General features: G+C 69.8%; 18 protein-coding genes and 1 pseudogene. 12 read left to right on the forward strand and 7 right to left on the reverse strand.

Features of this window, described 5'->3' with window-relative positions; genetic code table 11:
* Positions 1 to 284 precede the first annotated feature (284 nt).
* On the reverse strand, positions 285 to 776 hold the full coding sequence (locus VP06_RS17555) for an Lrp/AsnC family transcriptional regulator (RefSeq protein WP_048465077.1): 492 nt from the start codon (positions 774 to 776) through the stop codon (positions 285 to 287).
* Positions 777 to 988: 212 nt separating this feature from the next.
* Here VP06_RS17555 and VP06_RS17560 point away from each other — a divergent pair, with 212 nt between their 5' ends.
* The 7 genes and pseudogenes from VP06_RS17560 to VP06_RS17585 all read left to right on the forward strand — a co-directional run bounded on the left by VP06_RS17560 (position 989) and on the right by VP06_RS17585 (position 8055).
* On the forward strand, positions 989 to 1807 hold the full coding sequence (locus tag VP06_RS17560) for a phosphoadenylyl-sulfate reductase (protein ID WP_048465078.1): 819 nt from the start codon (positions 989 to 991) through the stop codon (positions 1805 to 1807).
* A complete protein-coding gene (gene cysD, locus VP06_RS17565; protein WP_048465079.1) occupies positions 1804 to 2739 on the forward strand; it encodes a sulfate adenylyltransferase subunit CysD in 936 nt (311 codons plus the stop codon). Before VP06_RS17560 ends, cysD begins: the two co-directional genes overlap by 4 nt.
* Positions 2739 to 4035 (forward strand): annotated as a pseudogene (gene cysN, locus VP06_RS38160) (sulfate adenylyltransferase subunit CysN); the annotation flags it as partial. The gene cysD and the pseudogene cysN, both read left to right, overlap by 1 nt.
* 20 nt (positions 4036 to 4055) lie before the next feature.
* Positions 4056 to 5156 (forward strand): sulfate ABC transporter substrate-binding protein, encoded by a 1101-nt coding sequence (locus tag VP06_RS38165; RefSeq protein WP_425350926.1) that lies wholly within the window; start codon positions 4056 to 4058, stop codon positions 5154 to 5156.
* On the forward strand, positions 5153 to 6022 hold the full coding sequence (gene cysT, locus VP06_RS17575) for a sulfate ABC transporter permease subunit CysT (RefSeq protein ID WP_048465081.1): 870 nt from the start codon (positions 5153 to 5155) through the stop codon (positions 6020 to 6022). Before VP06_RS38165 ends, cysT begins: the two co-directional genes overlap by 4 nt.
* Positions 6015 to 6920: a sulfate ABC transporter permease subunit CysW gene (cysW, locus tag VP06_RS17580; protein WP_197093229.1), complete on the forward strand. Its 906-nt coding sequence runs from the start codon at positions 6015 to 6017 to the stop codon at positions 6918 to 6920. Before cysT ends, cysW begins: the two co-directional genes overlap by 8 nt.
* A gap of 1 nt (position 6921) precedes the next feature.
* Entirely contained in the window at positions 6922 to 8055 is a 1134-nt protein-coding gene (locus VP06_RS17585; protein WP_048465082.1) for a sulfate/molybdate ABC transporter ATP-binding protein, read from the forward strand.
* Between the two features lie 206 nt (positions 8056 to 8261).
* On the opposite strand, the gene VP06_RS17590 is transcribed toward VP06_RS17585, so the two are convergent.
* Positions 8262 to 8981 (reverse strand): GntR family transcriptional regulator, encoded by a 720-nt coding sequence (locus VP06_RS17590; RefSeq protein WP_048465083.1) that lies wholly within the window; start codon positions 8979 to 8981, stop codon positions 8262 to 8264.
* A 161-nt stretch (positions 8982 to 9142) separates the two neighbouring features.
* Here VP06_RS17590 and VP06_RS17595 point away from each other — a divergent pair, with 161 nt between their 5' ends.
* The 3 genes from VP06_RS17595 to VP06_RS17605 all read left to right on the forward strand — a co-directional run bounded on the left by VP06_RS17595 (position 9143) and on the right by VP06_RS17605 (position 13778).
* Positions 9143 to 10180, forward strand: coding sequence for a TRAP transporter substrate-binding protein (locus tag VP06_RS17595; RefSeq protein WP_048465084.1), 1038 nt, complete (start codon positions 9143 to 9145; stop codon positions 10178 to 10180).
* A 99-nt stretch (positions 10181 to 10279) separates the two neighbouring features.
* Positions 10280 to 11863 (forward strand): class I adenylate-forming enzyme family protein, encoded by a 1584-nt coding sequence (locus VP06_RS17600; protein ID WP_048465085.1) that lies wholly within the window; start codon positions 10280 to 10282, stop codon positions 11861 to 11863.
* A 178-nt stretch (positions 11864 to 12041) separates the two neighbouring features.
* On the forward strand, positions 12042 to 13778 hold the full coding sequence (locus tag VP06_RS17605) for a thiamine pyrophosphate-binding protein (protein ID WP_048465086.1): 1737 nt from the start codon (positions 12042 to 12044) through the stop codon (positions 13776 to 13778).
* An 84-nt stretch (positions 13779 to 13862) separates the two neighbouring features.
* Here VP06_RS17605 and VP06_RS17610 read toward each other — a convergent pair whose 3' ends face one another.
* From VP06_RS17610 to VP06_RS17620, 3 genes are all read right to left on the reverse strand, one after another.
* Complete coding sequence (locus VP06_RS17610) at positions 13863 to 15083, reverse strand: hypothetical protein (protein WP_048465087.1); 1221 nt, start codon at positions 15081 to 15083, stop codon at positions 13863 to 13865.
* Between the two features lie 7 nt (positions 15084 to 15090).
* Positions 15091 to 17043, reverse strand: coding sequence for a GumC family protein (locus tag VP06_RS17615; protein ID WP_197093230.1), 1953 nt, complete (start codon positions 17041 to 17043; stop codon positions 15091 to 15093).
* Positions 17044 to 17432: 389 nt separating this feature from the next.
* Complete coding sequence (locus VP06_RS17620; protein WP_048465089.1) at positions 17433 to 18614, reverse strand: acyltransferase family protein; 1182 nt, start codon at positions 18612 to 18614, stop codon at positions 17433 to 17435.
* Positions 18615 to 18834: 220 nt separating this feature from the next.
* On the opposite strand from VP06_RS17620, the gene VP06_RS17625 reads away from it, so the two are divergent.
* Both VP06_RS17625 and VP06_RS17630 read left to right on the forward strand, forming a co-directional pair.
* Positions 18835 to 19089 (forward strand): acyl carrier protein, encoded by a 255-nt coding sequence (locus VP06_RS17625; protein ID WP_048465090.1) that lies wholly within the window; start codon positions 18835 to 18837, stop codon positions 19087 to 19089.
* 532 nt (positions 19090 to 19621) lie between these two features.
* Positions 19622 to 20695, forward strand: coding sequence for an alpha/beta fold hydrolase (locus VP06_RS17630; RefSeq protein WP_048465091.1), 1074 nt, complete (start codon positions 19622 to 19624; stop codon positions 20693 to 20695).
* A gap of 177 nt (positions 20696 to 20872) precedes the next feature.
* On the opposite strand, the gene VP06_RS17635 is transcribed toward VP06_RS17630, so the two are convergent.
* Both VP06_RS17635 and VP06_RS17640 read right to left on the reverse strand, forming a co-directional pair.
* Positions 20873 to 21250: a hypothetical protein gene (locus tag VP06_RS17635; protein WP_048465092.1), complete on the reverse strand. Its 378-nt coding sequence runs from the start codon at positions 21248 to 21250 to the stop codon at positions 20873 to 20875.
* A gap of 27 nt (positions 21251 to 21277) precedes the next feature.
* On the reverse strand, positions 21278 to 23503 hold a 2226-nt coding region (locus VP06_RS17640), incomplete at its 5' end, for an efflux RND transporter permease subunit (protein WP_048465093.1).

Consider the following 23503-nt stretch of genomic DNA (forward strand, 5'->3'; position numbering starts at 1 on the left):
GCCGGGGCGGGCGCCTCGGCGGACGGTGCCGCACCGGAGGCGGCGTCGAGGCCGGCGAGGAAGCCTGCCAGCCATGCCCGCTGGAGGGCGGTGGTGGAGCCGAGAGCGGCGTCGAGATGGGCCCGCTCGGCGTCGCCGAAGGGAGCCGTGCGGGGAAGAAGCGCGGAGCGAGACATGCCCGCACAGATGTGCCCGCGGCGCGCCGGAGTCAACCGAAATGTTCTTTTTGAAGAACGCACTTGCGGGAGATCATTGGTATCGCCGTGGCGGCGCTCGGGAGAAGATTATTTCCCCGCCGCCGCGACGGGCTGGACGAACGGGGCCGTCGGGAGCGGCAACGCCGTGGTGCTCTTCACCTTCTCCATGGCGAAGCGCGAGGTGACGTTCTTCAGGGGCAGTACCGCGATCAGGCGCTTGTAGAAGGCGTCGTAGGCCTGCATGTCGGCCACCACGACGCGCAGCATGTAATCCACGTCGCCGGCCATGCGGTAGAATTCCAGCACCTCGGGCATGGCCGAGACGGTGGTGGCGAAGCGCTCCAGCCACTCGCGGGAATGGTCGCTGGTCTCGATCGAGACGAAAACCGTTAACCCTAGTCCCAATTTCACCGGATCCAGCACCGCCACCCGACGGTCGATGACCCCGTCGGCTTCGAGGCGCTGGATGCGCTTCCAGCACGGGGTCTGCGACAGGCCGACGCGCTCCCCGATCTGGGCGATCGACAGGGTGGCGTCGTTCTGGAGCAGGGCCAGGATCTTCAAATCGATGGCATCCACTGCGCGGCTCCGATTCTGGAGAAGATTCTTTCAAGACTGACCCTCGGGCAGGGAACGAATTTTCTGCCGAGTCGTTTGCCGGGTCCGAATATCCCGGGTCGCGGGCGCGAATGCCACGAAAATCACCGGGATCGCAGCCCAGCCATGCCTTGACAGTGTTCGGTATAGCGAACAGTTACCCGGTCACACAAGCAGCCAATCCCGGGCTCTCCATGACCCTTCCCCTCGACCGCGCGGCGCAGGATCTGGCGACGCGTCTGCGTCCCCTCGCCCTGCCGGAGCGCCTTGCGCTGATCGACGCGACGGTGGACGGCCGCCTGGTCTTCACCACCAGCTTCGGCCTGGAGGACCAGGCGCTCACCCACGCGCTCCGCATGGCGAAGTCGCGGGCCGAGATCGTCACCCTCGATACCGGCCGCCTCTTCCCCGAGACCTACGACACCTGGGCCGAGACGGAAGCCGCCTACGGCATCCGCATCCGCGCCTATGCGCCGGAGCGCGAGGCCGAGGAGCGGTTCGTCGCCGAGGCGGGCATCAACGGTTTTCGCCACTCGGTGGCAGCCCGGCAGGCGTGCTGCGGCTTCCGCAAGGTCGAACCCTTGGGCCGGGCGCTCGCCGGCGCCACCGGCTGGCTCACCGGCCTGCGCGCCGGCCAGTCGGCCAACCGCGCCGAGACGCCGCTCGCCGAGGCCGACCATGCCCGCGGGCTCGTCAAGCTCAATCCGATCGCCGACTGGAGCCGCGAGGCTCTGGCCGAGCTGATCCACCGGAACTACGTGCCCTACAACGTGCTGCACGACCGCGGCTTTCCGTCGATCGGCTGCGCGCCCTGCACCCGCGCGGTGAAGGTCGGCGAGCCCGAGCGCGCCGGCCGCTGGTGGTGGGAGCAGGCGGGCAAGCAGGAATGCGGCCTTCACGTCGCCGGCGCTCCTGGCAGCGAGATCCGGCAAGGACAGGAGCCGGCCGCCTTCGAGCCGGCACAGTCGTCCAATACGTCGTCGACAACATCCAACCCGGAGCTGGCCGCATGAGCGCCGCCCTGAAAGTCCGTACCGACGGGCTCGACCGCCTGACCCACCTCCAGCGCCTGGAGGCCGAGAGCATCCACATCATGCGGGAGACGGTCGCCGAGACCGAGAACCCGGTGATGCTGTATTCGATCGGCAAGGATTCCTCGGTGCTGCTGCACCTGGCCCTGAAGGCATTCGCGCCGGGCCGGCTGCCCTTCCCGCTGCTCCACGTCGACACCACCTGGAAGTTCCGCGAGATGATCGCCTTCCGCGATCGGCGCGCGAAGGAACTCGGGCTGGATCTCCTCGTCCACACCAACCTGGACGGGCTTGCCCGCGGCATCGGGCCGGTGAGCCACGGCTCCGAGGTCCATACCGACGTGATGAAGACCCAGGCCCTGCGCCAGGCCCTCGACGCGCACAAGTTCGACGCCGCCTTCGGCGGTGCCCGGCGCGACGAGGAGGCGTCGCGGGCCAAGGAGCGCATCGTCTCCTTGCGCACCGCGCAGCACCGCTGGGACCCGAAGCGCCAGCGCGCCGAGCCCTGGCACCTCTACAACATGCGCAAGCAGCGCGGCGAGTCGTTGCGCGTCTTTCCGCTGTCGAACTGGACCGAGCTGGATGTCTGGCTCTACATCGAGCAGGAGAACATCCCGATCGTGCCGCTCTACTACGCGGCCGAGCGCCCGGTCGTGGAGCGCGACGGGCAGCTCATCATGGTCGACGACGCGCGCCTGCCGCTCAATCCCGGCGAGACGCCGCAGATGCGCCGCGTCCGCTTCCGGACGCTGGGCTGCTACCCCCTGACCGGGGCGGTGGAGAGCGACGCCGCGACCCTGCCGGAGATCATCGGCGAGACGCTGGCCGCCCGCACCTCCGAGCGCCAGGGCCGCGTGATCGACAAGGACGGCGCCGGCGCCATGGAGCGCAAGAAGCAGGAAGGCTACTTCTGATGACCGTGCACCAATCCACCCGCGCCTTCGGCTACGAGGCGTTCCTCGCCGCCCACCAGCGCAAGGAAGTGCTGCGGTTCATCACCTGCGGCTCGGTCGATGACGGCAAGTCGACCCTGATCGGGCGGCTGCTGCACGACACCAAGCAGATCTTCGACGATCAGGTCAGCGCGCTGGAGCGCGACTCGCGCCGTCACGGCACGCGGGGCGGGGAACTCGATCTGGCGCTCCTCGTCGACGGCCTCCAGGCCGAGCGCGAGCAGGGCATCACCATCGATGTCGCCTACCGGTTCTTCTCGACCGAGCGGCGCTCCTTCATCGTCGCCGACACCCCCGGCCACGTCCAGTACACCCGCAACATGGCGACCGGCGCCTCGACCGCCGAGGTCGCGGTGCTGCTCGTCGATGCCCGCAAGGGCCTGAGCCCGCAGACCCGGCGCCACGCGCTGCTGGTCTCGATGCTCGGCATCCGCCGCGTCGTGCTGGCGGTCAACAAGATGGACCTGATCGGCTGGTCGCAGGACCGGTTCGAGGCGATTCTCGCCGAGTTCCAGTTGTTCGCGAAGGGCCTCGCCTTCCTGGACGTCACCGGCATTCCGCTCTCGGCGGCGAATGGCGACAACGTCGTGCTGCCCGCCGCCGCCGCGCCCTGGTACGATGGCGCGCCGCTGCTCCAGTACCTCGAAGAGGTGCCGGCCCATGTCGAGGAGGAGGCCGCTCCGTTCCGCATGGCGGTGCAGTGGGTCAACCGGCCGAATTCCGACTTCCGCGGCTTCTCGGGGCTGATCGCCTCGGGAAGCGTCGCGGTCGGCGACGCGGTGGCGGTGGCGCCGTCCGGCACGCCGTCCACGGTGGCGCGGATCTATACCTATGACGGCGACCTCGATCGGGCCATCGCCGGCCAGTCGGTGACCCTGGTGCTCGCCGACGAGGTCGACGCCTCGCGCGGCAGCGTCATCGCGGCGGCGGCGCAAGCACCGATCGTCAGCGACCGGCTCGAGGTCCGGCTGTTCTGGGCCCACGAGGCCGAGCTGACGCCGGGGGCCACCTACCTCGCCAAGGTGGGCACGGTGACGGCCAATGCCGTGGTCGAGGTGCGCGCGCGCATCGACACCGAGACCGGGCAGGGCGTGCCGGCCGAACGGTTGAGCGCCAACGATATCGGCGACGTGACCTTGCGTCTCGACCGCAAGGTCGCGGTCGACGCCTACCGCCAGAACCGCGACACCGGCAGCCTGATCCTGATCGACCGGGCGACCACCGACACCGCGGCCCTCGGCCTCGTCCAGGCGCCGCAAGTCGCCCCGCAGGCCGGCATGACGACCGAGGCTCCGAAGACCGGGGCGACGGTCGAGGCGGCTCCGGCCGGCGGCGGATTGCTGGGCTCGCTGAAGCGCCTGTTCCGAGGCTCGTCCCTGGCGCTCGCCGCCGGGGCGTCGCTCCTGGCACTCGCCGGGGCGCCCGCCCCGGCCAAGGCGCAGACGCTGCTGAACGTCTCCTACGATCCGACCCGTGAGCTGTACCGGGCGATCGACGCGGCCTTCGCCAAGGAGTGGAAGGCCAAGACCGGCGAGACCGTGACGGTGCGCGCCTCCCATGGCGGCTCCGGCGCCCAGGCCCGCTCGGTCATCGACGGGCTGCCGGCCGACGTGGTGACGCTGGCGCTCGCCAGCGACATCGACGCCATCGCGGCCCGCTCGAAGAAGCTGCCGGCCGACTGGCAGACGCGGCTGCCGAACAACTCGACACCCTACACCTCGACCATCGTGTTCCTGGTCCGCAAGGGCAACCCGAAGGCGATCAAGGACTGGGACGACCTGGTGAAGCCGGGGATCCAGGTCATCACCCCCAATCCGAAGACCTCGGGCGGCGCGCGCTGGAACTATCTGGCGGCCTATGCCTACGCGCTCGCCAGGAACGCCAACGACGACGCCAAGGCGAAGGAGTTCGTCACCGCTCTGTTCAGGAACGTGCCGGTGCTCGATACCGGCGCGCGCGGCGCCACCACGACCTTCGTGCAGCGGGGCCTCGGCGACGTGCTGATCGCCTGGGAGAACGAGGCGTTCCTGGCCGACGAGGAATTCGGCAAGGGCAAGTTCGACATCGTGGTGCCGTCGCTGTCGATCCTGGCCGAGCCGCCGGTGGCGCTCATCGACGCCAATGTCGATCAGAAGGGCACCCGCCGCCAGGCCGAGGCGTACCTGCAATTCCTCTACACGCCGGAAGCGCAGCGCCTGATTGCCAAGAACTTCTACCGCCCGCGCGACGAGTCGGCGGCGGCCAAGGAGGATCTGGCCCGCTTCCCGAAGCTGAAGCTCGTCACCATCGACGACACCTTCGGCGGCTGGGCCAAGGCTCAGAAAACCCATTTCGACGATGGCGGCGTGTTCGACGCCATCCTGAAGTCCCGCCAATGAGCAACGCCGCGGCCCTGCCCGCGGGGCGGGCCGTGCCCCGCTTCCGGCGACCGAGCGCGCTGCCGGGCTTTCGCCTGACCTTCGGGGTCACGCTCACCTATCTGACCCTGCTCGTCCTGCTGCCGCTGGCGGTGCTGCTGCTGCGCGCCGCCAGCGTCGGCCCGGCTGGCCTGTGGGCGCTGGTCACCGATGCCCGCAACCTCGCGGCGCTCAAGACCTCGTTCGGCCTATCCCTCGCCGCGGCCGCGATCGACGCGGTGTTCGGGCTTCTGATCGCCTGGGTGCTGACCCGCTACCGGTTTCCCGGCCGGCGGATCATCGACGCGCTGGTGGACCTGCCCTTCGCCCTGCCCACGGCCGTCGCCGGCATCGCGCTCGCCAGCCTCTACGCGCCGAACGGCTGGCTCGGCGAGCCGTTGATGGCTCTCGGCATCAAGGTCGCCTACACGCCGCTCGGCATCCTGGTGGCGCTCGTCTTCGTCGGCCTGCCGTTCTGCGTCCGCACCGTGCAGCCGCTGGTCGCCGAAATCGACAAGTCGAGCGAGGAGGCTGCGGCGATCCTGGGTGCCTCGCGCTTCCGGGCCCTCGTCACGGTGATCCTGCCGCCGCTCGTCCCGGCGATGCTCACCGGCTTCGCGCTGGCCTTCGCGCGCGCCGTCGGCGAATACGGCTCGGTGATCTTCGTCGCCGGCAACCTTCCGTATGTCTCGGAGATCGCCCCGCTGCTGATCGTGATCAAGCTGGAGGAGTTCAACTATTCCGGCGCCACGGCCATCGCCGCCGTGATGCTGCTGATGTCCTTCATGGCGCTCCTCGCCATCAACCTCTTGCAGGATGTCAGCCGCCGCAGGTTCGGTCATGTCTGAGACCACCGTCCCCTCCATCCTGGGACCCGCGTCCCGCGGGTCCGGCCCCGCCCGCGCACCGCACGCGGCGCTGACCGAGCCGCGCCCGGTCCGTCTCGCGCTGACGCTGACCGCCGTCGCCTTCCTCACCCTCTTTCTGCTGCTGCCGCTGGCGGTGGTGTTCGTCGAGGCGCTGAGCAAGGGGGTCGGGCCCTATCTCGCCACCTTCACGGAGCCGGATGCGCTGGCGGCGATCCGCCTGACGCTGCTCGTCGCGGTGATCGCGGTTCCGCTCAACGTCGTGTTCGGCCTGTGCGCCTCCTGGGCCATCGCCAAGTTCGACTTCCGCGGCCGTAACCTGCTCATCACCCTCATCGACCTGCCGTTCTCGGTCTCGCCGGTGGTGGCGGGCCTGATCTACGTCCTGATCTTCGGCGCGCAGGGCCTGTTCGGGCCGTTCCTGCAACGCCATGGGATCGAGATCATCTTCGCGGTGCCGGGCATCGTGCTCGCCACGGTGTTCGTGACCTTCCCGTTCGTGGCGCGCGAGCTGATCCCGTTGATGCAGGACCAGGGCACCACCGACGAGGAGGCGGCGTTGACCCTCGGCGCCAGCCCGTGGCGGGTCTTCCGCACCGTGACGCTGCCCAACGTGCGCTGGGCGCTCCTCTACGGGGTGCTGCTCTGCAACGCCCGGGCGATGGGGGAGTTCGGCGCCGTCTCGGTCGTGTCGGGCCGCATCCGGGGGCTCACCAACACCATGCCGCTCCACGTCGAGATCCTGTACAACGAGTACAATTACGTGGCGGCGTTCGGGATCGCCTCGCTTCTGGCGCTCCTCGCGCTCGTCACACTGGCGGGCAAGACCTTCCTCGAATGGCGCCACGCGGATGCGCTGGCCGGACGCGGAGCCCATTGAGATGACGGCAGGATTCGCTCCCACCGCCCTGTCCCTGCGCCGCGAGGCGCAGAGCCGCCCGGCCGAGGCCGTGGCGACCGACCGCCTGCGCCATGCCGGCACCTCCGTGCGCGTCGACGGCATCGTGAAGCGCTATGGCGGCGCAGGCCCGGCAGCCCTCGAAGGCGTCAGCCTCGCGATCGAGCCGGGCGAGCTGCTGGCCTTGCTGGGTCCGTCGGGCTCCGGCAAGACGACGCTGCTGCGCGTCATCGCCGGCCTCGAGATCCCGGATGGCGGAAAAGTCTTCTTCGGCGCGCAAGACACGACCGACATCCCGGTGCAGCGCCGCGGCGTCGGCTTCGTGTTCCAGCACTACGCCCTGTTCCGGCACCTGACGGTGTTCGAGAACATCGCCTACGGCCTGCGCTCGCGCCCCCGGGCCCAGCGCCCGCGGGAGGACGAGATCCGCCGCCGGGTCGAGCGCCTGCTGGAGCTGGTCCAGTTGCCCGACCTTGCGAAGCGCTATCCGGGCCAGCTCTCCGGCGGCCAGCGCCAGCGGGTGGCGCTCGCCCGCGCGCTCGCCGTCGAGCCCTCGGTGCTGCTCCTCGACGAGCCGTTCGGCGCGCTCGACGCCCAGGTCCGCAAGGACCTTCGCCGCTGGCTGCGCGAGATCCACCGCGAGACCGGCCAGACCACGATCTTCGTCACCCACGACCAGGACGAGGCGCTCGAACTCGCCGACCGGATCGCGATCCTCAACAAGGGCCGCATCGAGCAGGTCGGCGCGCCGCACGAGGTGCAGGATCACCCGGCGTCGCGCTTCGTGATGTCCTTCGTCGGCGAGACCGCGCGCCTGCCCGCGGAGGTTCTGGGCGGGGAGGTCCGCGTCGCGGGCCGGCCGGTCATCGCGGCGGAGCCGGGCTGGCCGCAAGGCGCCGTCGATCTCTGCCTGCGGCCCTGGGACCTCACGGTCGGGCAGGGCCCCGGCACGCTGCCCGGCACCGTGCGCGAATGGCGCCGCACCGGGCGCGGCACCGTGGCGGAAATTTTGCTGGACGGCGCCGAGGCCCCGGTCGAGGTGAAGGTGACGGACGTCTACGAGCCGGGGGACCGGGTGGCGCTCGCGGTCGGCGCCGCGCGGGTGTTTCCGCGGTAGTCGCCGAGAGCGGGCGGGGATGCGTCCTCGGTTGAGCGACGGGCTCAGGCCCGATCGCATGCGGCCGGCGCAACGGTTCGGGTGTGACCCAGGACCGTAGCACCGTCACGCAGGATCTCCGATCCCACGGCCCCTCTCCCACTCGGGAGAGGGGCTGTCCCTGATCCGGGATCAGAACAAGCGGAAGTGGTTTTTACGACGGCGCATTACCGCCGCACCCGGCGGCTCTTGGCCTCCGCGGCAAACGCATCCTCCTGCGCCCGCAAGCGATCCACGAACACCGTTGCCGCCCGGGCGATGTGCTGGCGCGAGAGCCGGTCGGCAGTCTCGGCCTCGCCCGCCGCGATGGCCTCGAGGATCGCCGCGTGCTCGTCCCAGATCCGGGCCGGCATCGCCTCGTCCTCGCGCAACACTTCCCCCATGATCCGCCGCAGGTGGTTGAAATGCGGCGCCGCGGTCTCGACGATGATCGGGTTCGCGGCGATCTCGCCGAGGAAGCGGTGGAAGGCGATGTCGGCCTCGATCAAAGCGGCGACCGAGCCGGTCTGCACCGCCGCGCGCCCGGCCGCCACGAGGGGCGGGCCCTCCTGCCGGGCTCTGGCCGGATTGCGCTCGGCGGCGAGCCGGCTCGTCAGGCCCTCCAGCACGCCCCGCACCTCGTACAGGTTCTGCACGAACGACGCCTCGAGCGGCGCCACCACCAGCCCGCGCCGCGGCGCGTCGCGCACGATGCCGTGGTTGCGCAGCAGCAGCAGCGCCTGCTGCACCGGCTGGCGTGAGACGCCGTAGGCATCCGCGAGTTCGTCCTGGATCAGCCGCGTGTTCGGCGCCAGCCGTCCCTCGGTGATTTCGGTGAAGATCGCGCCATAGACCTGCTCGACGAGCCGGTGGCGCGTCGGGCTGCGGGCGTCGCTCTCGCCGGCCATGGCCGGATCCCCTTTCACGCACAAACTCGTCACCGACGTGTTGCGCAAACCGGCGGCCCGTGCAATACCGAATTCGAAATTCGAATTCTGAATTCAATAATCGCCGCGGCGGGACGCCTCCCGGATCGACGGCATCGGAATTCGGTCGAGGGAGAAACGCCATGACTCATCCCCGTCAGACGGGTCTTCACCGGCGGCATGTGCTCGCCTCCGGGATCGGTGCCGCCGCCGCGTTCGCGATCGGGTTCCCCCGGCCGGCCCTGGCGCAAGGCGCCAAGCTGACCTTCAAGCTCGGCACCGACCTGCCGGTGCCGCACCCGCTCAACGTCCGGCTCAAGGAGGCGATCGCCGCGATCGCCACGGACACGAACGGCGCGGTCGAGATCAGCCTGTTTCCGTCGAACCAGTTGGGGAGCGATTCGGACATGCTGTCCCAGATCCGCTCCGGCGCGCTCGAACTCGCGACCTTCCCCGGCACCGTGGTCTCGACCCTGGTGCCGGCGACCTCGCTCACCGGCATCGGCTTCGCCTTCACGAGCTACGACAAGGTCTGGGCCGCCATGGACGGCGAGGTCGGCGGCTATATCCGCCGGGCGATCGAGAAGGCGAACCTCGTTCCGTTCGAGACCACTTGGGACAACGGTTTTCGCCAGATCACCACCAGCACCAAGCCGATCCGGACGCCCGACGACCTGAAGAATTTCAAGATCCGCGTGCCAGTGGTGCCGCTCTGGGTCTCGATGTTCTCGGCGCTCGGCGCCGCCCCGGTCAGCATCCCGTTGAGCGAAGCCTATTCGGCGCTCCAGACCAGGATCGCCGACGGACAGGAGAATCCGCTGGCGCTGATCAACTTCGCCAAGTTCTACGAGGTGCAGAAATTCTGCTCGCTCACCAACCACGCCTGGGATGGATTCTGGATGATGGCGAGCGGCCGGGTCTGGCGCGGCGTGCCGGCCGATGTGCGCGCGATCATGGAGAAGCACCTCAACGCTGCGGCGTTGAAGGAGCGCGACGACATCGCCCAGGCCAACCGCGACACCCAGAAGGAACTGGAGGCGAAGGGGCTGGTGTTCAACGCCACCGACCCGAACGCCTTCCAGGGAGCTTTGAAGGCGACGAAGTTCTACGGCCAGTGGCGCGAGAAGTTCGGACCGGAAGCCTGGGCGCTGGTGCAGAAATATGCCGGGGATATCGGCTGAGATTTTCGACTCTGATCGCTCGCTGACACAGCGCGAGATCATCACCGACTCCATCCACGCCCCCATCCTGCGCAGAAAGACCAGACGAGGACGACCACGATGAGGGATGTGCTCACGCCCGGGCAGATGCTCGCCGTCCAGGCGCGCCTGCAACCCGACCGGATCGGCGCGCGCGACCTCGAGCGCGCGATGACGTTCCGGCAGTGGAACGCCCGCGCCTGCCGCCTCGCCAACGGCCTGCTCGGCCTCGGCCTGCGCAAGGGCGAGCGGGTCGCGGTGCTGGCCTATAACTGCGTCGAGTGGCTGGAGATCTACGCCGCGATGGCGAAGGCCGGCCTCGTCGCGGTGCCGGTCAACTTCCGGCTGGTGGGGCCGGAGGTCCGCTACATCCTGGAGGATGCCGAGGTGTCGGCGCTGATCCTCCAGGACGAGCTGGCCGGGACGGTCGAGGAGATCCGCGCCGACCTGCCGGTCCCGGAAGCCCGCGTCGTCTGGTTCGGGGCGAGCCGGTGCCCGGCGGGCTTCTCGTCCTACGAGGATCTGATCGGGACGGCGCGCGAGGACGAGCCCGGGATCGCGGTCGATCCCGCCGATCCCTGGATGCTGATGTATACCTCGGGCACCACCGGCAAGCCGAAGGGCGCAATCCGCTCGCATCGCGGCGCCGCCATGCTGTCGATGATCACCGAGATCGAACTCGGCATCCACCGGCGCGATTCGGCCTTGCTGGTCATGCCGCTCTGCCACGCCAACTCGCTCTATTTCTTCGGCGCGTTCAGCTATTGCGGCGGCGTCACCAGCGTCTATTCCCGCAAGAGCTTCGACCCGGAGCATTGCGTGCGGGCGCTGTCGGAAGGCGGGGCCAGCTTCACCTCCCTGGTGCCGACGCATTACGCGATGATGCTGGGTCTGAGCCAGGAGGCGAAGGCGCGCTACGACCTCTCCCGCATCACCCGCCTGATGATCTCCTCGGCCCCGGCCCGGCCCGACACCAAGCGGGCGGTGATGGAGTTCTTCCCGAATTCCGGACTCTACGAACTCTACGGCGCCACCGAGGTCGGCTGGGCGACGATGCTGCATCCGCCCGAGCAGTTCACCAAGCTCGGCTCGGTCGGCCGCGAATGCGTCGGCTCGGCTCCGATCCGGCTGCTCGACGAAGCCGGCAACGAGGTACCGGACGGCGAGGCCGGCGAGCTGTTCTGCTCGAACCCCTACCTGTTCGACGGCTACTGGAAGCTGCCGGAGAAGACCAGGGAGGCGTTCCGCGGGGAATACTGCACGGTCGGCGACATGGCCCGGCGCGACGCCGACGGATTCATCCACCTCGTCGACCGCAAGAGCAACATGATCATCTCCGGCGGCGAGAACATCTATCCGTCCGAGGTCGAGGCGTTGCTCGGCGGCCATCCGGCGGTGCACGACGTCGCGGTGATCGGCCTGCCGGACGAGACCTGGGGCGAGCGCGTCCACGCCGTCATCGTGCTGCGCGACGGCGCCTCGGCCACCGAGGCCGAGATCCTCGGCTGGTGCAAGGACCGGCTCGCCGGCTTCAAGCGCCCGCGCACGGTCTCCTTCATGGAGGACCAGGCGATGCCCCGGACCGCGACGGGGAAGAACCTGCACCGCAAGCTGAAGGAACGGCTGGTGCGGGGGGAGGGGTCATTCACAATCTGCTCTCAATAACAGGCGCCTCTCCTCCCCAGGCGAACTCGGGCTTGCCCGCGATCGCTCAAGCGTGTGGGGAGGCGCTGGAGATTGGGGGTGGCGCGGAAAGCACCACTGAGTTTCACGCGGCACCCCCCACCCCTCAGCCCTCCCCGCAAGCGGGAGGGGACATGAACACAACGGGAGGAACAACCCCATGAGCCAGCAGGCCACCGTCCAGGATCTCAACGCCGACGCGCAATCCTGCGCCGCCTGGATCGCCCAGTTCCTGAAGGCACGCGGCGTCGATCGGGTGTTCGGCCTCCAGGGCGGCCATATCCAGCCGATCTGGGACCATTGCGCCCGCCTCGGCATCCGCATCGTCGACGTGCGTGACGAGGGCGCCGCCGTCCACATGGCCCATGCCCATGCCGAACTGACCGGCGAACTCGGGGTCTGCATGGCCACGGCGGGGCCCGGCGTGACCAATTGCGTCACCGGCATCGCCAACGCCTCGCTCGCCCGCGTCCCGCTGCTGCTGATCGGTGGCTGCACCTCGCGCCCTCAGGCCAATCTCGGCCCGCTCCAGGACATCCCGCATGTCGACATCCTGCGCCCGGTGACCCGGCAGTCGCGCACCGCCCGCGTCGCCGATCAGGTGATGCGCGAGCTGGACGAGGCGGTGGCCCGCGCCATGGGCGATCTCGGCGAGCCGGGGCCAGTCTATCTCGAGATCCCGACCGACGTGCTGCGCGCCCACGTGCCGCCGCACCTGGTGCTCGACGACTGGATGCGCCCCAAGGCGCCCCGGCTCCTGTCGCCCGATCCGGCGGCGGTGGCGCAGGCGGTGGACGTGCTGTGGAGCGCCAAGCGGCCGCTGGTGATCAGCGGCCGCGGCGCCAGGACCGCCGGGCCGGAGCTGATCCGCCTCCTCGACGCCCTCGGCGCAGTCTACCTCGACACCCAGGAGAGCCGCGGCCTGGTGCCGGCCGACCATCCGGCGACGGTGGGCGCCATGCGGGCCGCCGCGATGACCGAGGCCGATGTCGTCCTGGTGATCGGTCGCAAGCTCGATTATCAGCTCGGCTACGGCTCCCCGGCCGTGTTCCCGAATGCCCGCTTCGTGCGCCTCGCCGACACCGCCGGTGAACTCGTCGACAACCGCCGCGGCGAGCCGGAGCTGCTCGCCACGCCCGCGCTCGCCCTCGCGGCGATCGTGGACGCCGCCGGCAACCGGGCTCCCGCCCTCGACACGGCGTGGGCGGGGGGCCTGCGCGAGCGCCACCTGCGGCGCTCGACCGGGGCAACGGTGCCGCAGACGGGATCGGATGGCCGCGTCCACCCGGCGGCGATCTTCGACGCCGTCCGGCAGGTCGCATCCCCCGACTTCATCGCGGTGGCCGATGGCGGCGACCTCCTGAGCTTCGCCCGGGTCGGCCTGGAGGCACGGACCTATCTCGATGCCGGCGCCTTCGGCTGCCTCGGCGTCGGGGTGCCCTACGCCACCGCGGCCTCGCTCGCCCATCCGGACCGGCAGGTGATCTGCGTCACCGGCGACGGCGCCTTCGGCATCAACGCGATGGAGATCGACACGGCCGTCCGCCACGGGGCGAAGCCCGTGATCATCGTGTCGAACAACGCCGCCTGGAACATCGAGCGCTACGACCAGGAATTCAACTACGGCGGCCGGGTCGTCGGCACGCTGCTGGCCGATTCCGACTATGCCGCGATGGCCCGCGCCCTCGGGGCCCATGGCGAGCGGGTCGAGCGGCCCGAGGATCTCGCGCCGGCCATCGCGCGGGCCCTCGCCAACGCCCCGGCGCTGATCGACGTCACCACCTCGCAGGTCGCGGTGTCGTCGGATGCCCGCAAGGGCCTCGGCTTCGTGCCCGATTACCAGCCGCTCACCGCCTGGGACGATGCCGAGCGGCGGCGGCGCGGGGAGAGCGTGTGAGGCCGGGACGACGCCTGCGGCCGGCCGGGGCGGCGTCACCGCCCCAGCCCGCGATGGGCCCCGTGATCCTTGGCACGGGTTCCGTCACGTCTCCTCCGGCTCCGACCCGTCCGCCGCTCCGAGCATGAACCAGACCAGGGCGGCGGTCTTGATGGAGAACGGCGAGTCGCTGATGACGAGGAGCAGGCAGAGATAGATCGCCAGGGCGCAGCGCAGGCGCCAGCCGTCGGGATTGCGGGACGGCATCAGGATGAACAGGCCCCAGGCCACCAGCGCGCCGGCCACGCCGATCTGCGTGAGGGCATAGGCGTAGCCCGAATCCGACAGGAACAGCTTGTCGGGCAGGATGCCCCAGACGCCTTCCGGCGGCAGCGACGTGATGAGCAGGGCGGCCCAGAGCAGGCGGCCCGCCATGTCGTTCTGCCAAGTCACCTGCATGCTCTCGAAGCCGTAGACCGTCAGCGCCAGCAGGATCGTGAAGGGCAGGGCGAACCAGAGCAGGCGCGGCAGGCGGTAGCCCACCAGCATCGCCCCCGCGATGGCGACGCAGACATACGAGCCGAAGCGCGCATCGGCCAGGATGATGGTGAGGGCGGCGCAGAGGAACAGCCACGCCCGGCCCCGCATGGTGCGGCGGTAGAGCGCCCAGGAGAACAGGACGGCGCCGAAATTGCCGGCCGAGACCGGTTCGAGGAAGACCGACGATACCCGGTGCGGGCCGAGGAACGGCAGGATCGTGCGCGAATCCGGCCGGATCCCGCTGGTGAACAGCGAGCCGGTCAGCTCGTTGATCTCGGACGGGGACATGCTGCCGCGGGCCACGTAGTAGCGCACGATGTTGAAGTATTGCTGATAGATGTCGAACAAGCAATACTCGAACAGGCCCATCAGGACCACGATGACGCCGCTCGCCAGCACCGCCTGGTCGGCGCTGCGCAGGTCGGGCGAGCGCCTGCCGAGATTGTAGAACACGATCGGGATCAGGAAGTCGCGCACGCCCTTGACGTCGGTCGAGCCCCGGAGCGCCAGCAGCAGCAGCCCGTAGGTGACGAGGCCGGCGAGGATCAGCCAGGGTCCGGGCCGCTCGTCGAGGGCGAAGCCGAGGGCGACGGCGACGATCGCCACCTCGGCGCCCATGACGGTGCCGCCCGAGACCGGAAAGCCGGCGGTGTTGAGGAAGCAGAGCGCGAAATTGAAGACGAGGGCGCCGATCAGCAGGACCAACGCCACCGTCCCCTGATAGGGGGCACGCCAGTCCGTGACGGGGGACCGGAAGGCAGGGGTTCGGGCGGCGGCCGGGTTCATGCCGGCGTCACGCCGTCTGCACGTGGCGGCCCACCGGCCGGGCTGGCGCCCGCCGGCGCAGGGGCGAGATCCGCCGCGCCTCGACCGCCACGATCCCGAGCAGTCCCTGCGCCCGGAACCGGCCGGCGCCGTCGAGGGTCTCCAGCAGGCGCTCGAAGCGGCTGCGGGTCATGCGGCCGGGGGCGACGACGAGCAGGATCGCGTCCGAGGTCTCGGGAATCGACAGCCAGCCATCGCCGCGCGTCATGTCCCGCTCCGCCACGACGATCTCGGGACGGGTCATCCGCTCGCTCCCGCGAAGCGGCTCGATCACGGCGAGCTGGCCGCGGACCGGCGTGTCGGTGCGGGGCCCGTCGCCGAAGCCGAGGCGGGCATGGGCCTGCTCGGGCACCAGGAGTGTCGGCTCGCCGAGGCGGATCAGCAGGTCGGTGAGGATCTCGGCGGCGCGCAGGCGTTCGGGCGCGAGACCGTCCGAGGCCACCGTGACGATCACCGGCTGGCTGCGGCCGGCGAACCGGGTGCGCAGCTCGCGCGCCGCCGTGACCATCGCCTCTTCGGCGCTGGCACCGGGGCCGCCGCGGCCCTGCCGCGGCAGGCGTGCCCAGATCGGTGCGCCGCCGCCGAAGCCCGATACCGTGGTGATGTTGCCGCGCCACACGTCGTAGAGGAATCCGAGGATCAGCCCCAGCACGGCGCCGAACAGGCCCGCGGCCACCACCACGATCGGCACCGGGGTGTCCGAGGGCTTGAGCGGCGGGGTCGCGCGCGAGACGATCTGCGAGTTGCTCGGGTTGATCGATTCCTGCTGCTCCAGGTCCTTCGTGCGGTCGAGGACGAGGTTGTAGGTGCGCCGGATCGCCTCCGCCTCGCTCTCGAGCTGGCGCAGGCGGATGCCCTCCTGGTTGCTGCTGGTCTGGTTCTGGATCAGCCGTTCGGCCCGGCTGCGAAGCTGCCGCAAGGATTCCTCGCCACGGCGCAGGTCCTCCTCGATGGTCCGGCGAATGCGGTCGGCCTCGGCGGTGATCAGCCGCGCGGTGGCGGCGCGCTGGGCGGTGAGCGCGATCATCTGCGGGTGGCTCGGCCCGAGGCTGCGGGAGAGGGTGGCGATCTCCTGCGAGGTCTGGGCGTATTGCGTGCGCAACGAGACCATCACCTGCGAGGTGTCGGCCTCCGGCACCGCTTGGCCCTGCCCGTCCGGCACGCGGAGCTGCTTGACCTGCTCGCGCCGGGCCGAGAGCCGGGAGAGGGTGGTCTCGGCGGTGGTGATCTGGGTGTAGAGGTCCTTGAGCTGCTGCGAGACCAGCAGGCCGGCATCGCCGGAGCCGATCAGGCCCTTCTCGGCCCGGTAGCGCTCCACCGCCACGTCGGCCCGGTTGAGCTGGGCGCGCAGGTCCGCCGCCTGGGTCAGCAGCGCCTCGTTGGCCCGGCGCACCGCCGAGACCCGGTCGCTGGCGCCGACCTCGAAGAACTGGGCCGCGATCGTGTTGGCGATCTCGGCCGCGCGCCGGGCGTCCGGATAGGCGACGGTGAGCTGGAAGTTGAACGAGTTCTCGACGCGGTGCACCACGATGCGCTTGCGCAGGGCCTCGAGCGCCACGACCGCCGGATCGGCGCCGGGCGGTGCCCCCCGGATCAGCACCGGGTCCGTGGCGAGGCCGAGCTTCGCGATCACCGGGTCGAGGAGCTTGGCCGAGAGCAGGATCAGCCCCTGGCTCTCGAGATTGGCGAAATCGAGCTGGGCCGGCGCGTCCTGGCGCGACAGGCCGCGTCCGACGATCTGAAGAGCCTGCGGGTCGATCAGCAACTCGACCGTGGCGCGATAGGTCGGGACCTGCCGGAGCGCGTAGAGTCCGCCCAAGGACGCCATCACGCCGGCGCTCGCCACGATCCAGACCGCGCGTCGGCGCGCCGATCCCCACAGATCCGCCAGCGTGCCGCCGGTCCTGCGTGTCGTGGCCACGGCGGGATCTGCCGTCGACATCTCGTGCCCCTGCCTCATGTGACTTCCGATCGATACCAACGGTCGCAAGACCACGACCCGTGGGTCCGTACCCGCGTTCTCTTCAAGCCCGAGAGTCCGGATGTCCGGCCTCGGCCTCGACCACCCGACGGCCTGATGCGACAGCACCGGGGGCCGTTGCGATCACCGATCGCAATGCGGATGTCACCTCCGCTCACCCGTCACGCGGCTGACGGACGGGCTTTGTCGAACGTCGCCCGTCGACGGGACCCGCTCTTCAACCCTCCCTGATCCGTCAGGGCATGGTCCGGAACTTAGTCGTGGTTCGGTTACCGATCCGCCCGGCGTTTCGGCCGTTGGGCCATGCCAAACTGAGACAGGCGGCCGCTTTAGCGCGGCATCAGCACCGCCCGCGACGGCGGGACGGGGTCGATCGCGGCGAGACGGGCGTCGTTGCGCCGGAACCAGGCGAGGGACGGCCGCTCGATGACGCGATAGGTGAGGGCGGCGAGCGGCACCGTGACCACCACCAGGGCGGCGGCGACCGCGAGGTTGGCGGCGCCCGTGCCGACATCGAGGTAGGGGTCGTGCCCGAGCATCACCGTGTGGGGCAGGCCGGTGCGCTGCGCCACGTAGTGCATCGCCGTCGTGAAGACCTGGATCACCGGCAGGTGCAGCAGGTAGATCGAGAACGACCACCGGCCGAGGCACTGGGGCAGGCGGGCGCGGGCGAGCCCCGAGACGGCCCCCCGCTGGTGCGAGAACAGCGCGATCGCCGCGGCGAAGACCAGGCTCGCGCCGTAGCCGACCGGCCCCTGCGGCAGGAGCAGCACGAGGGCCGGCAGGGCGAGGACCGCCAGGATCTCGGCCGCGGTCGCCGCGGGACGCGGCAGGCGCAAGGGCGCCCGCATTGTATAGGCGAGGCAGCCCAGGAACATGTCGAACAGGCAGCGCACGATGCCCCAGTTCTGGATCACGAACAGCGTCCGCGGGCTCAGCGACCACAGGGCGACGGCGCCGAGCAGGACGAAGCCGGCGAAGACCAGGCGGGCCCGGGGGCCCACGGCCAGCACGGTCGCGGCGAGCACGATCGAGGCCCAGAACTCGACCGCGATGCTCCAGGACGGGAAGTTCCAGCTGTAATCGCCGAAGGTGCGGAAGTTCTGGAGGAACAGCAGGTGGGTCACGATCTCGACCGGCCGGTGCGCGGCGCCGAAGGGCGGCGTCGCGATCGGCGTGCCGGCATGGTGCGAGAGATAGACCAGCCGCACCGCCTCGATCACGATCAGGACGCCCAGGGTCACGGCATGGAGCGGCCAGAGCCGGCCGAAGCGCATCAGCACGAAGCGGAGGACCTGCCGGCCCGTCGCCAGCCGGTCGCCATAGGCGTGCAGCAGTACGAAGCCGGACAGCACGAAGAAGACATCGACGCAGAGTTGCAGGTTCGGAAACCACGCCTCCTGTTGCAGCGGATGGGCAAGAGGCATGTGGAAGAAGGCCACGGCCAGGGCGCACAGGCCCCGCCCCGCATCCAACGCCTCGAACCGTTCCGACCCTTCGCGCTCGCGCATGGCCCGCCACCTGTGTCCTTGTCGACCAATCTGTCCCGTCCGGGACAACCGGGCCGGGACTTGCCCGGTATCCGCAGGATCGATGCCGAGCCCGGTTCATGGTGAAGCAGGGCGGCAATGAGGAATGGTCTTTGGTCGTTCACCACTCGCACGGATTGTATTTGATTTCCGGCCTATGTCTGATTATGATAAAAGAGAGAATCACGAGGTCGATCGAGCGATGGCGTCCACGCAGGAAATCCGGATGATTCTGGCCCGCCACGGTACTCTTGCTCAGACCCTCGACCGTCTCTCGGACGACGAGTGCTTGTTCGACAATGGTCTCGACTCGTTCGGAGCCGTCCAGGTGATGATGGACCTGGAAGACCATTTCGAGGTCGAGTTTCCCGAGCATCTGCTCAGCCGCGAAATCTTCTCGACCGTGAATAATATTCAGAGCTTCGTGTCGGGGCATGTGCTGCGGAAGGCGGCCTGAACCGACGTGATACGCCGGCGACGGAACCGTCCCGGCAGGAGTGACGCCCTTGGTGGCCGGCCGCCGATGCCGTGCCGGCGACGCCGCTCGCGGGATGGCTCGCGCGGGACACAATGTGCCATTTCGGACCGGCAGGCCGTCCAGGTCGGCCCGGTCGCGGCTGCTCCACGCGCTGAACCCGATGCCGTCCTCCCGGCGTTCCGGGTTCCGCACCGCAGTCGCGCCTGGTGCGGTGGTGCGAGAGCCCGCCCCAGCCTCTTTCTCTGCCGCAAACGGGTGAAGAAGGTGGTGAGAACCCGGCCTGTTGATCCTCTCACCTCGGGACGAGGCGAGAGAGGGAGAGGCGCCGGAGAGGATCGTCCGCGATCGACCCCAAACGGGAGCCGCCTCGCCAGGGCTCGCTCGTGATGCGGCGCCAAGGCCGCGGCGCGGGCCGGCGCATGATCGCCGCCCCTGTTGCCCGCCGCAATCCGCAGCGCGATACTCGCTCGGCAGCGCTAATACAATAATCCGACGCTGCGGAGGAAACGACATGCGAATCGGACATCTGGCGCGCACCGCAATCGCGGGTGCGGCGTTGTCCTTGATCGCACTCGCGGCGGTCGCCGCCGAGTATCCGGCGCCCCGGCGGGGTGACTGGACGATCAAGGATTTCAGGTTCCACACCGGCGAAACCCTGCCGGAGCTGCGCCTGCACTATGCCACGGTCGGAGACCCGAAGGGCGAACCGGTGGTCGTCCTGCATGGCACGACCGGTTCGGCCGACAGCATGCTGACACCCGGTTTCGCCGGCGAGCTGTTCGGTCCCGGACAGCCGCTCGATGCGGCCAAGCATTACATCATCCTTCCGGACGCGATCGGCCATGGCCGATCGTCGAAGCCGTCCGATGGCTTGAAGACGAAATTCCCACGATACAACTACGACGACATGGTCGAGGCGCAGTACCGGCTGCTCACCGACCATCTCGGCCTCAAGCATGTCCGCGTCGTCATCGGCAACTCGATGGGCGGCATGCACACCTGGATCATGGGGGTGAAGCATCCGGGGTTCATGGATGCCCTCGTCCCGATGGCGTCGCAGCCGAGCGAGATGGGCAGCCGCAACTGGATCCTGCGCCGGCTCCTCATCGAGACCATCCGGCGCGACCCGGCCTATGCCGACGGCCAGTACACGGCCCAGCCGCCCTCGTTGCGGCTCGCCAACGTGTTCTTTGCCCTGGCCACCAGCGGCGGCACGCTGGCCTTGCAGAAGCAGGCTCCGACGGGCGCGCTCGCCGACGCGCTCGTGGATGCGCGCCTGGCGGCCCCGCCGCCTGCGGACGCCAACGACTACATCTACCAGTGGGATGCGTCGCGCGGCTACAATCCCTCGCCGGGCCTGGAGCGGATCGACGCGCCGGTGCTGGCGATCAACGCCGCGGATGACGAGCGCAATCCGCCCGAGACCGGGATCATGGAGCGCGAGATGAGGCGCCTCAAGGCCGGGCGCCTCTTCCTCATCCCGGCCAGTCCGGAGACCACCGGCCACGGCACCACCGCCTTCGCCCGGTTCTACAAACAGCCGCTACAGGATTTCCTGCAAGCCGCCCCGAAACGGGCCATGTAGAACCGGGCCATGTAGAACCGGGCCATGTAGAACCGGGCGATGTAGAGCCTGGCCATGTAGGCCAGATCGGCGCGACGGAGAGGGGAGTGCTGTGTCCCTCCTTTCCCCCGGAAGGGCACACCGGGTCGGGAGCCGGTCCGGTGGAGCGCCGGCCAGCGCCGGCCCGGTCGCGTGCGGTCAGTGGAACTTGGCGCTCGCCGTCACGCCGTCCGGCCCGGTGATCTGCACCACGCCCTTGGGGTTCGCGCCGAGGGGCATTTCGGCCTCGCCGGTGAGCTGCGCCTCGGCGGGGGTCAGGACCACGCGGGCGGGCTTGCCGCCGACGACCAGGATCGCCGTGCCCTTGAAGCCGGCCGGGGAGACGGCCTTCTCCTTGGCGTCATAGATCGAGACCGCGACGGTCCGGTCCTTGGTCACCAACTCGATGTGGTAGGGCCCCGCGTCGGCGATGCGCCCGCCATGGTGCCCGGTGCCCTCGTGGGCGCAGGCGCGATGGGCGCCGAGCGGCAGGGCCAGCGCCAGGGCGCCGATGGTGAAGGCTCTCTGGATCATCATCGTGTCTCTCGTCCGGGTGAGGGGGGATCAGAACAGGTCGGCCGGTGCAGCAGCACCCGCCGCCGCGCGCCCTGGCGCGGAGTCCCGCGCCGCCATCAGGCGTTCCAGGGGACGCCGGCCGAAGCGCAGGATCAGCACCGGCGTCAGCAGCGCGTCGAGCAGGGTGGCGCTGACGAGCCCGCCGAAGATCGTCACCGCGACCGGGTGCAGGATCTCCTTGCCGGGGCTCGCCGCGTCGGTGAGCAACGGCACCAGGGCGACGCCGGCCGAGAGTGCCGTCATCAGCACCGGGGTCAGCCGTTCGAGGCTCGCCCGCACCACGAGGTCGGGCCCGAACGGCACGCCCTCGTCAAGGGCGAGGTTCAGGGTGTGGCTGACCTTGAGGATGCCGTTGCGGGCCGCGATGCCGGTGAGCGTGATGAACCCGATCATCGAGGCGACCGAGAGCGGCTGTCCGGCGAGCCACAAAGCCGCCACCGAGCCGATGAGGGCCAGCGGCACGCTGCCGAGGATGATCAGCGCCAGCGCGCCCGAGCGGTAGCGGCTGGCGAGCAACGCGAAGATCAGCCCGAGGGAGACCAGCGACAGGGCGCCGATGGTACGGCTTGCCTCTTCCTGCGCCTGGAAGGTGCCCTCCAGGCTGGCGAACACGCCCGGCGGCAGGGGCTCGGCGGCGACGGCCGTGCGGATCGCCGCGACGATCTCCGCCATGTCGGATCCAGGCACGGTGTTCGCCATCACGACGAGGCGCCGGCGGCCGTTCTCGCGCAGGATCTGGTTCGGGCCGTCGGTCTCGCGGATATCGGCGAGCTGGCGCGCCGGCACCCAGCCGGACGGCGTCTCGATCAGGAGGTCACCGAGACCCGCGGTAGTGCGCTGCGCCTCGGGAAGGCGCAGGACAACGTCGAAGCGGCGATAGCCGTCCACCACCGTCGAGACGAGGCGCCCGTTGGAGAGCCGGCTGATCTGCTCGACCACCGCCGCCGGCTGCACGCCGTAGAGCGCCGCCCGCCCGTAATCGACTCGGATCTCGAGCTGCGGGATCCGGGTCTGCTTCTCGATCTGGAGATCGGCGAGGCCGGGGATCGTCCGCATCCGCTCCTGCACGCCCGCCGCCGCCCGGCGCAGGGCATCCAGATCCTCGCCGAAGATCTTCAGCGCGATCTCGGCCCGGACGCCGGACAGCATATGGTCGAGCCTGTGCGAGATCGGCTGGCCGACATTGACCGAGACCGGCAGCACCGCGAGGCGCTGGCGGATCTCCGCCACCAGCTCCGCCTTCGGCCGGCCGCCGCCCTTGAGCGCCACTTCGAGGTCGGAGGAATGGACGCCTTCGGCATGCTCGTCGAGTTCGGCCCGGCCGGTGCGCCGTCCGACCGCCGCCACCTCGGGGATCGCCATCAGCAGCCGCTCGGCGATGGCGCCGACCCGGCTGCTCTCAGCGAGAGAGATGCCGGGGGTGAAGGCCATGGTGACGGTGAACGAGCCCTCGTTAAACGGCGGCAGGAACGCCCGCGGCAGCTGCGACGCGGCGATTCCCGCCGCCACGACGAGACCCAGGACCGTGCCGACGAGAAGGCGCTGGTGGCGGAACCCGACCGCCAAGGCCGCGGCATTGGCGCGTTTGAGCGCCCGGATGAGCCGGCTCTCGTGCTCCTCCAGGCTCTTCATCCCGGGCAGCAGCCAGGAGGCGAGGACCGGCGTCAGGGTGATCGAGACCACGAGGCTCGCCAGGATCGACACGATGTAGGCCTGGCCGAGCGGCGCGAAGAGCCGCCCCTCGATGCCCGACAGGGCGAAGAGCGGCACGAAGACGAGGACGATGATCGCCGTGGCGTAGACGATGCCCGACCGCACCTCGTTGGAGGCCGCGACCACCACCTCGAAGACCGAGCGCGGGTTGCCGGCGGCCCGGTTCTCGCGAAGTCTCCGGAAGATGTTCTCGACATCGACCACCGCGTCGTCGACCAGCTCGCCGATGGCGATCGCGAGCCCGCCCAGCGTCATGGTGTTGATCGACAGCCCCAGCAGGTGGAACACCAGGGCCGTCGTCAGGATCGAGACGGGAATGGCGGTGAGCGAGATCAGGGTGGTGCGGACGTTCAGGAGGAACGCGAACAGCACCAGCGCCACCACGGCGATCGCCTCGACCAGGACCCGCTCGACATTGCCGATCGCGGTCTCGATGAAGTCCGCCTGACGGAACAGGATCTTGTCGGCCGAAATGCCGGCCGGCAGCGACGGCGCGATGTC

The sequence above is a fragment of the Methylobacterium aquaticum genome, assembly GCF_001043915.1.
GTDB classification, from domain to species: domain Bacteria; phylum Pseudomonadota; class Alphaproteobacteria; order Rhizobiales; family Beijerinckiaceae; genus Methylobacterium; species Methylobacterium aquaticum.

Coding starts and splice junctions, on each gene's coding strand:
- cysT (WP_048465081.1), top strand. CDS start 5,153: ATGAGCAACGCCGCGGCCCTGCCCGCGGGGCGGGCCGTGCCCCGCTTC.
- cysD (WP_048465079.1), top strand. CDS start 1,804: ATGAGCGCCGCCCTGAAAGTCCGTACCGACGGGCTCGACCGCCTGACC.
- VP06_RS17595 (WP_048465084.1), top strand. CDS start 9,143: ATGACTCATCCCCGTCAGACGGGTCTTCACCGGCGGCATGTGCTCGCC.
- VP06_RS17585 (WP_048465082.1), top strand. CDS start 6,922: ATGACGGCAGGATTCGCTCCCACCGCCCTGTCCCTGCGCCGCGAGGCG.
- VP06_RS17630 (WP_048465091.1), top strand. CDS start 19,622: ATGCGAATCGGACATCTGGCGCGCACCGCAATCGCGGGTGCGGCGTTG.
- VP06_RS17635 (WP_048465092.1), bottom strand. CDS start 21,250: ATGATGATCCAGAGAGCCTTCACCATCGGCGCCCTGGCGCTGGCCCTG.
- VP06_RS17610 (WP_048465087.1), bottom strand. CDS start 15,083: ATGAACCCGGCCGCCGCCCGAACCCCTGCCTTCCGGTCCCCCGTCACG.
- VP06_RS17625 (WP_048465090.1), top strand. CDS start 18,835: ATGGCGTCCACGCAGGAAATCCGGATGATTCTGGCCCGCCACGGTACT.
- cysW (WP_197093229.1), top strand. CDS start 6,015: ATGTCTGAGACCACCGTCCCCTCCATCCTGGGACCCGCGTCCCGCGGG.
- VP06_RS17590 (WP_048465083.1), bottom strand. CDS start 8,981: ATGGCCGGCGAGAGCGACGCCCGCAGCCCGACGCGCCACCGGCTCGTC.
- VP06_RS38165 (WP_425350926.1), top strand. CDS start 4,056: ATGACGACCGAGGCTCCGAAGACCGGGGCGACGGTCGAGGCGGCTCCG.
- VP06_RS17600 (WP_048465085.1), top strand. CDS start 10,280: ATGAGGGATGTGCTCACGCCCGGGCAGATGCTCGCCGTCCAGGCGCGC.
- VP06_RS17560 (WP_048465078.1), top strand. CDS start 989: ATGACCCTTCCCCTCGACCGCGCGGCGCAGGATCTGGCGACGCGTCTG.
- VP06_RS17620 (WP_048465089.1), bottom strand. CDS start 18,614: ATGCGCGAGCGCGAAGGGTCGGAACGGTTCGAGGCGTTGGATGCGGGG.
- VP06_RS17605 (WP_048465086.1), top strand. CDS start 12,042: ATGAGCCAGCAGGCCACCGTCCAGGATCTCAACGCCGACGCGCAATCC.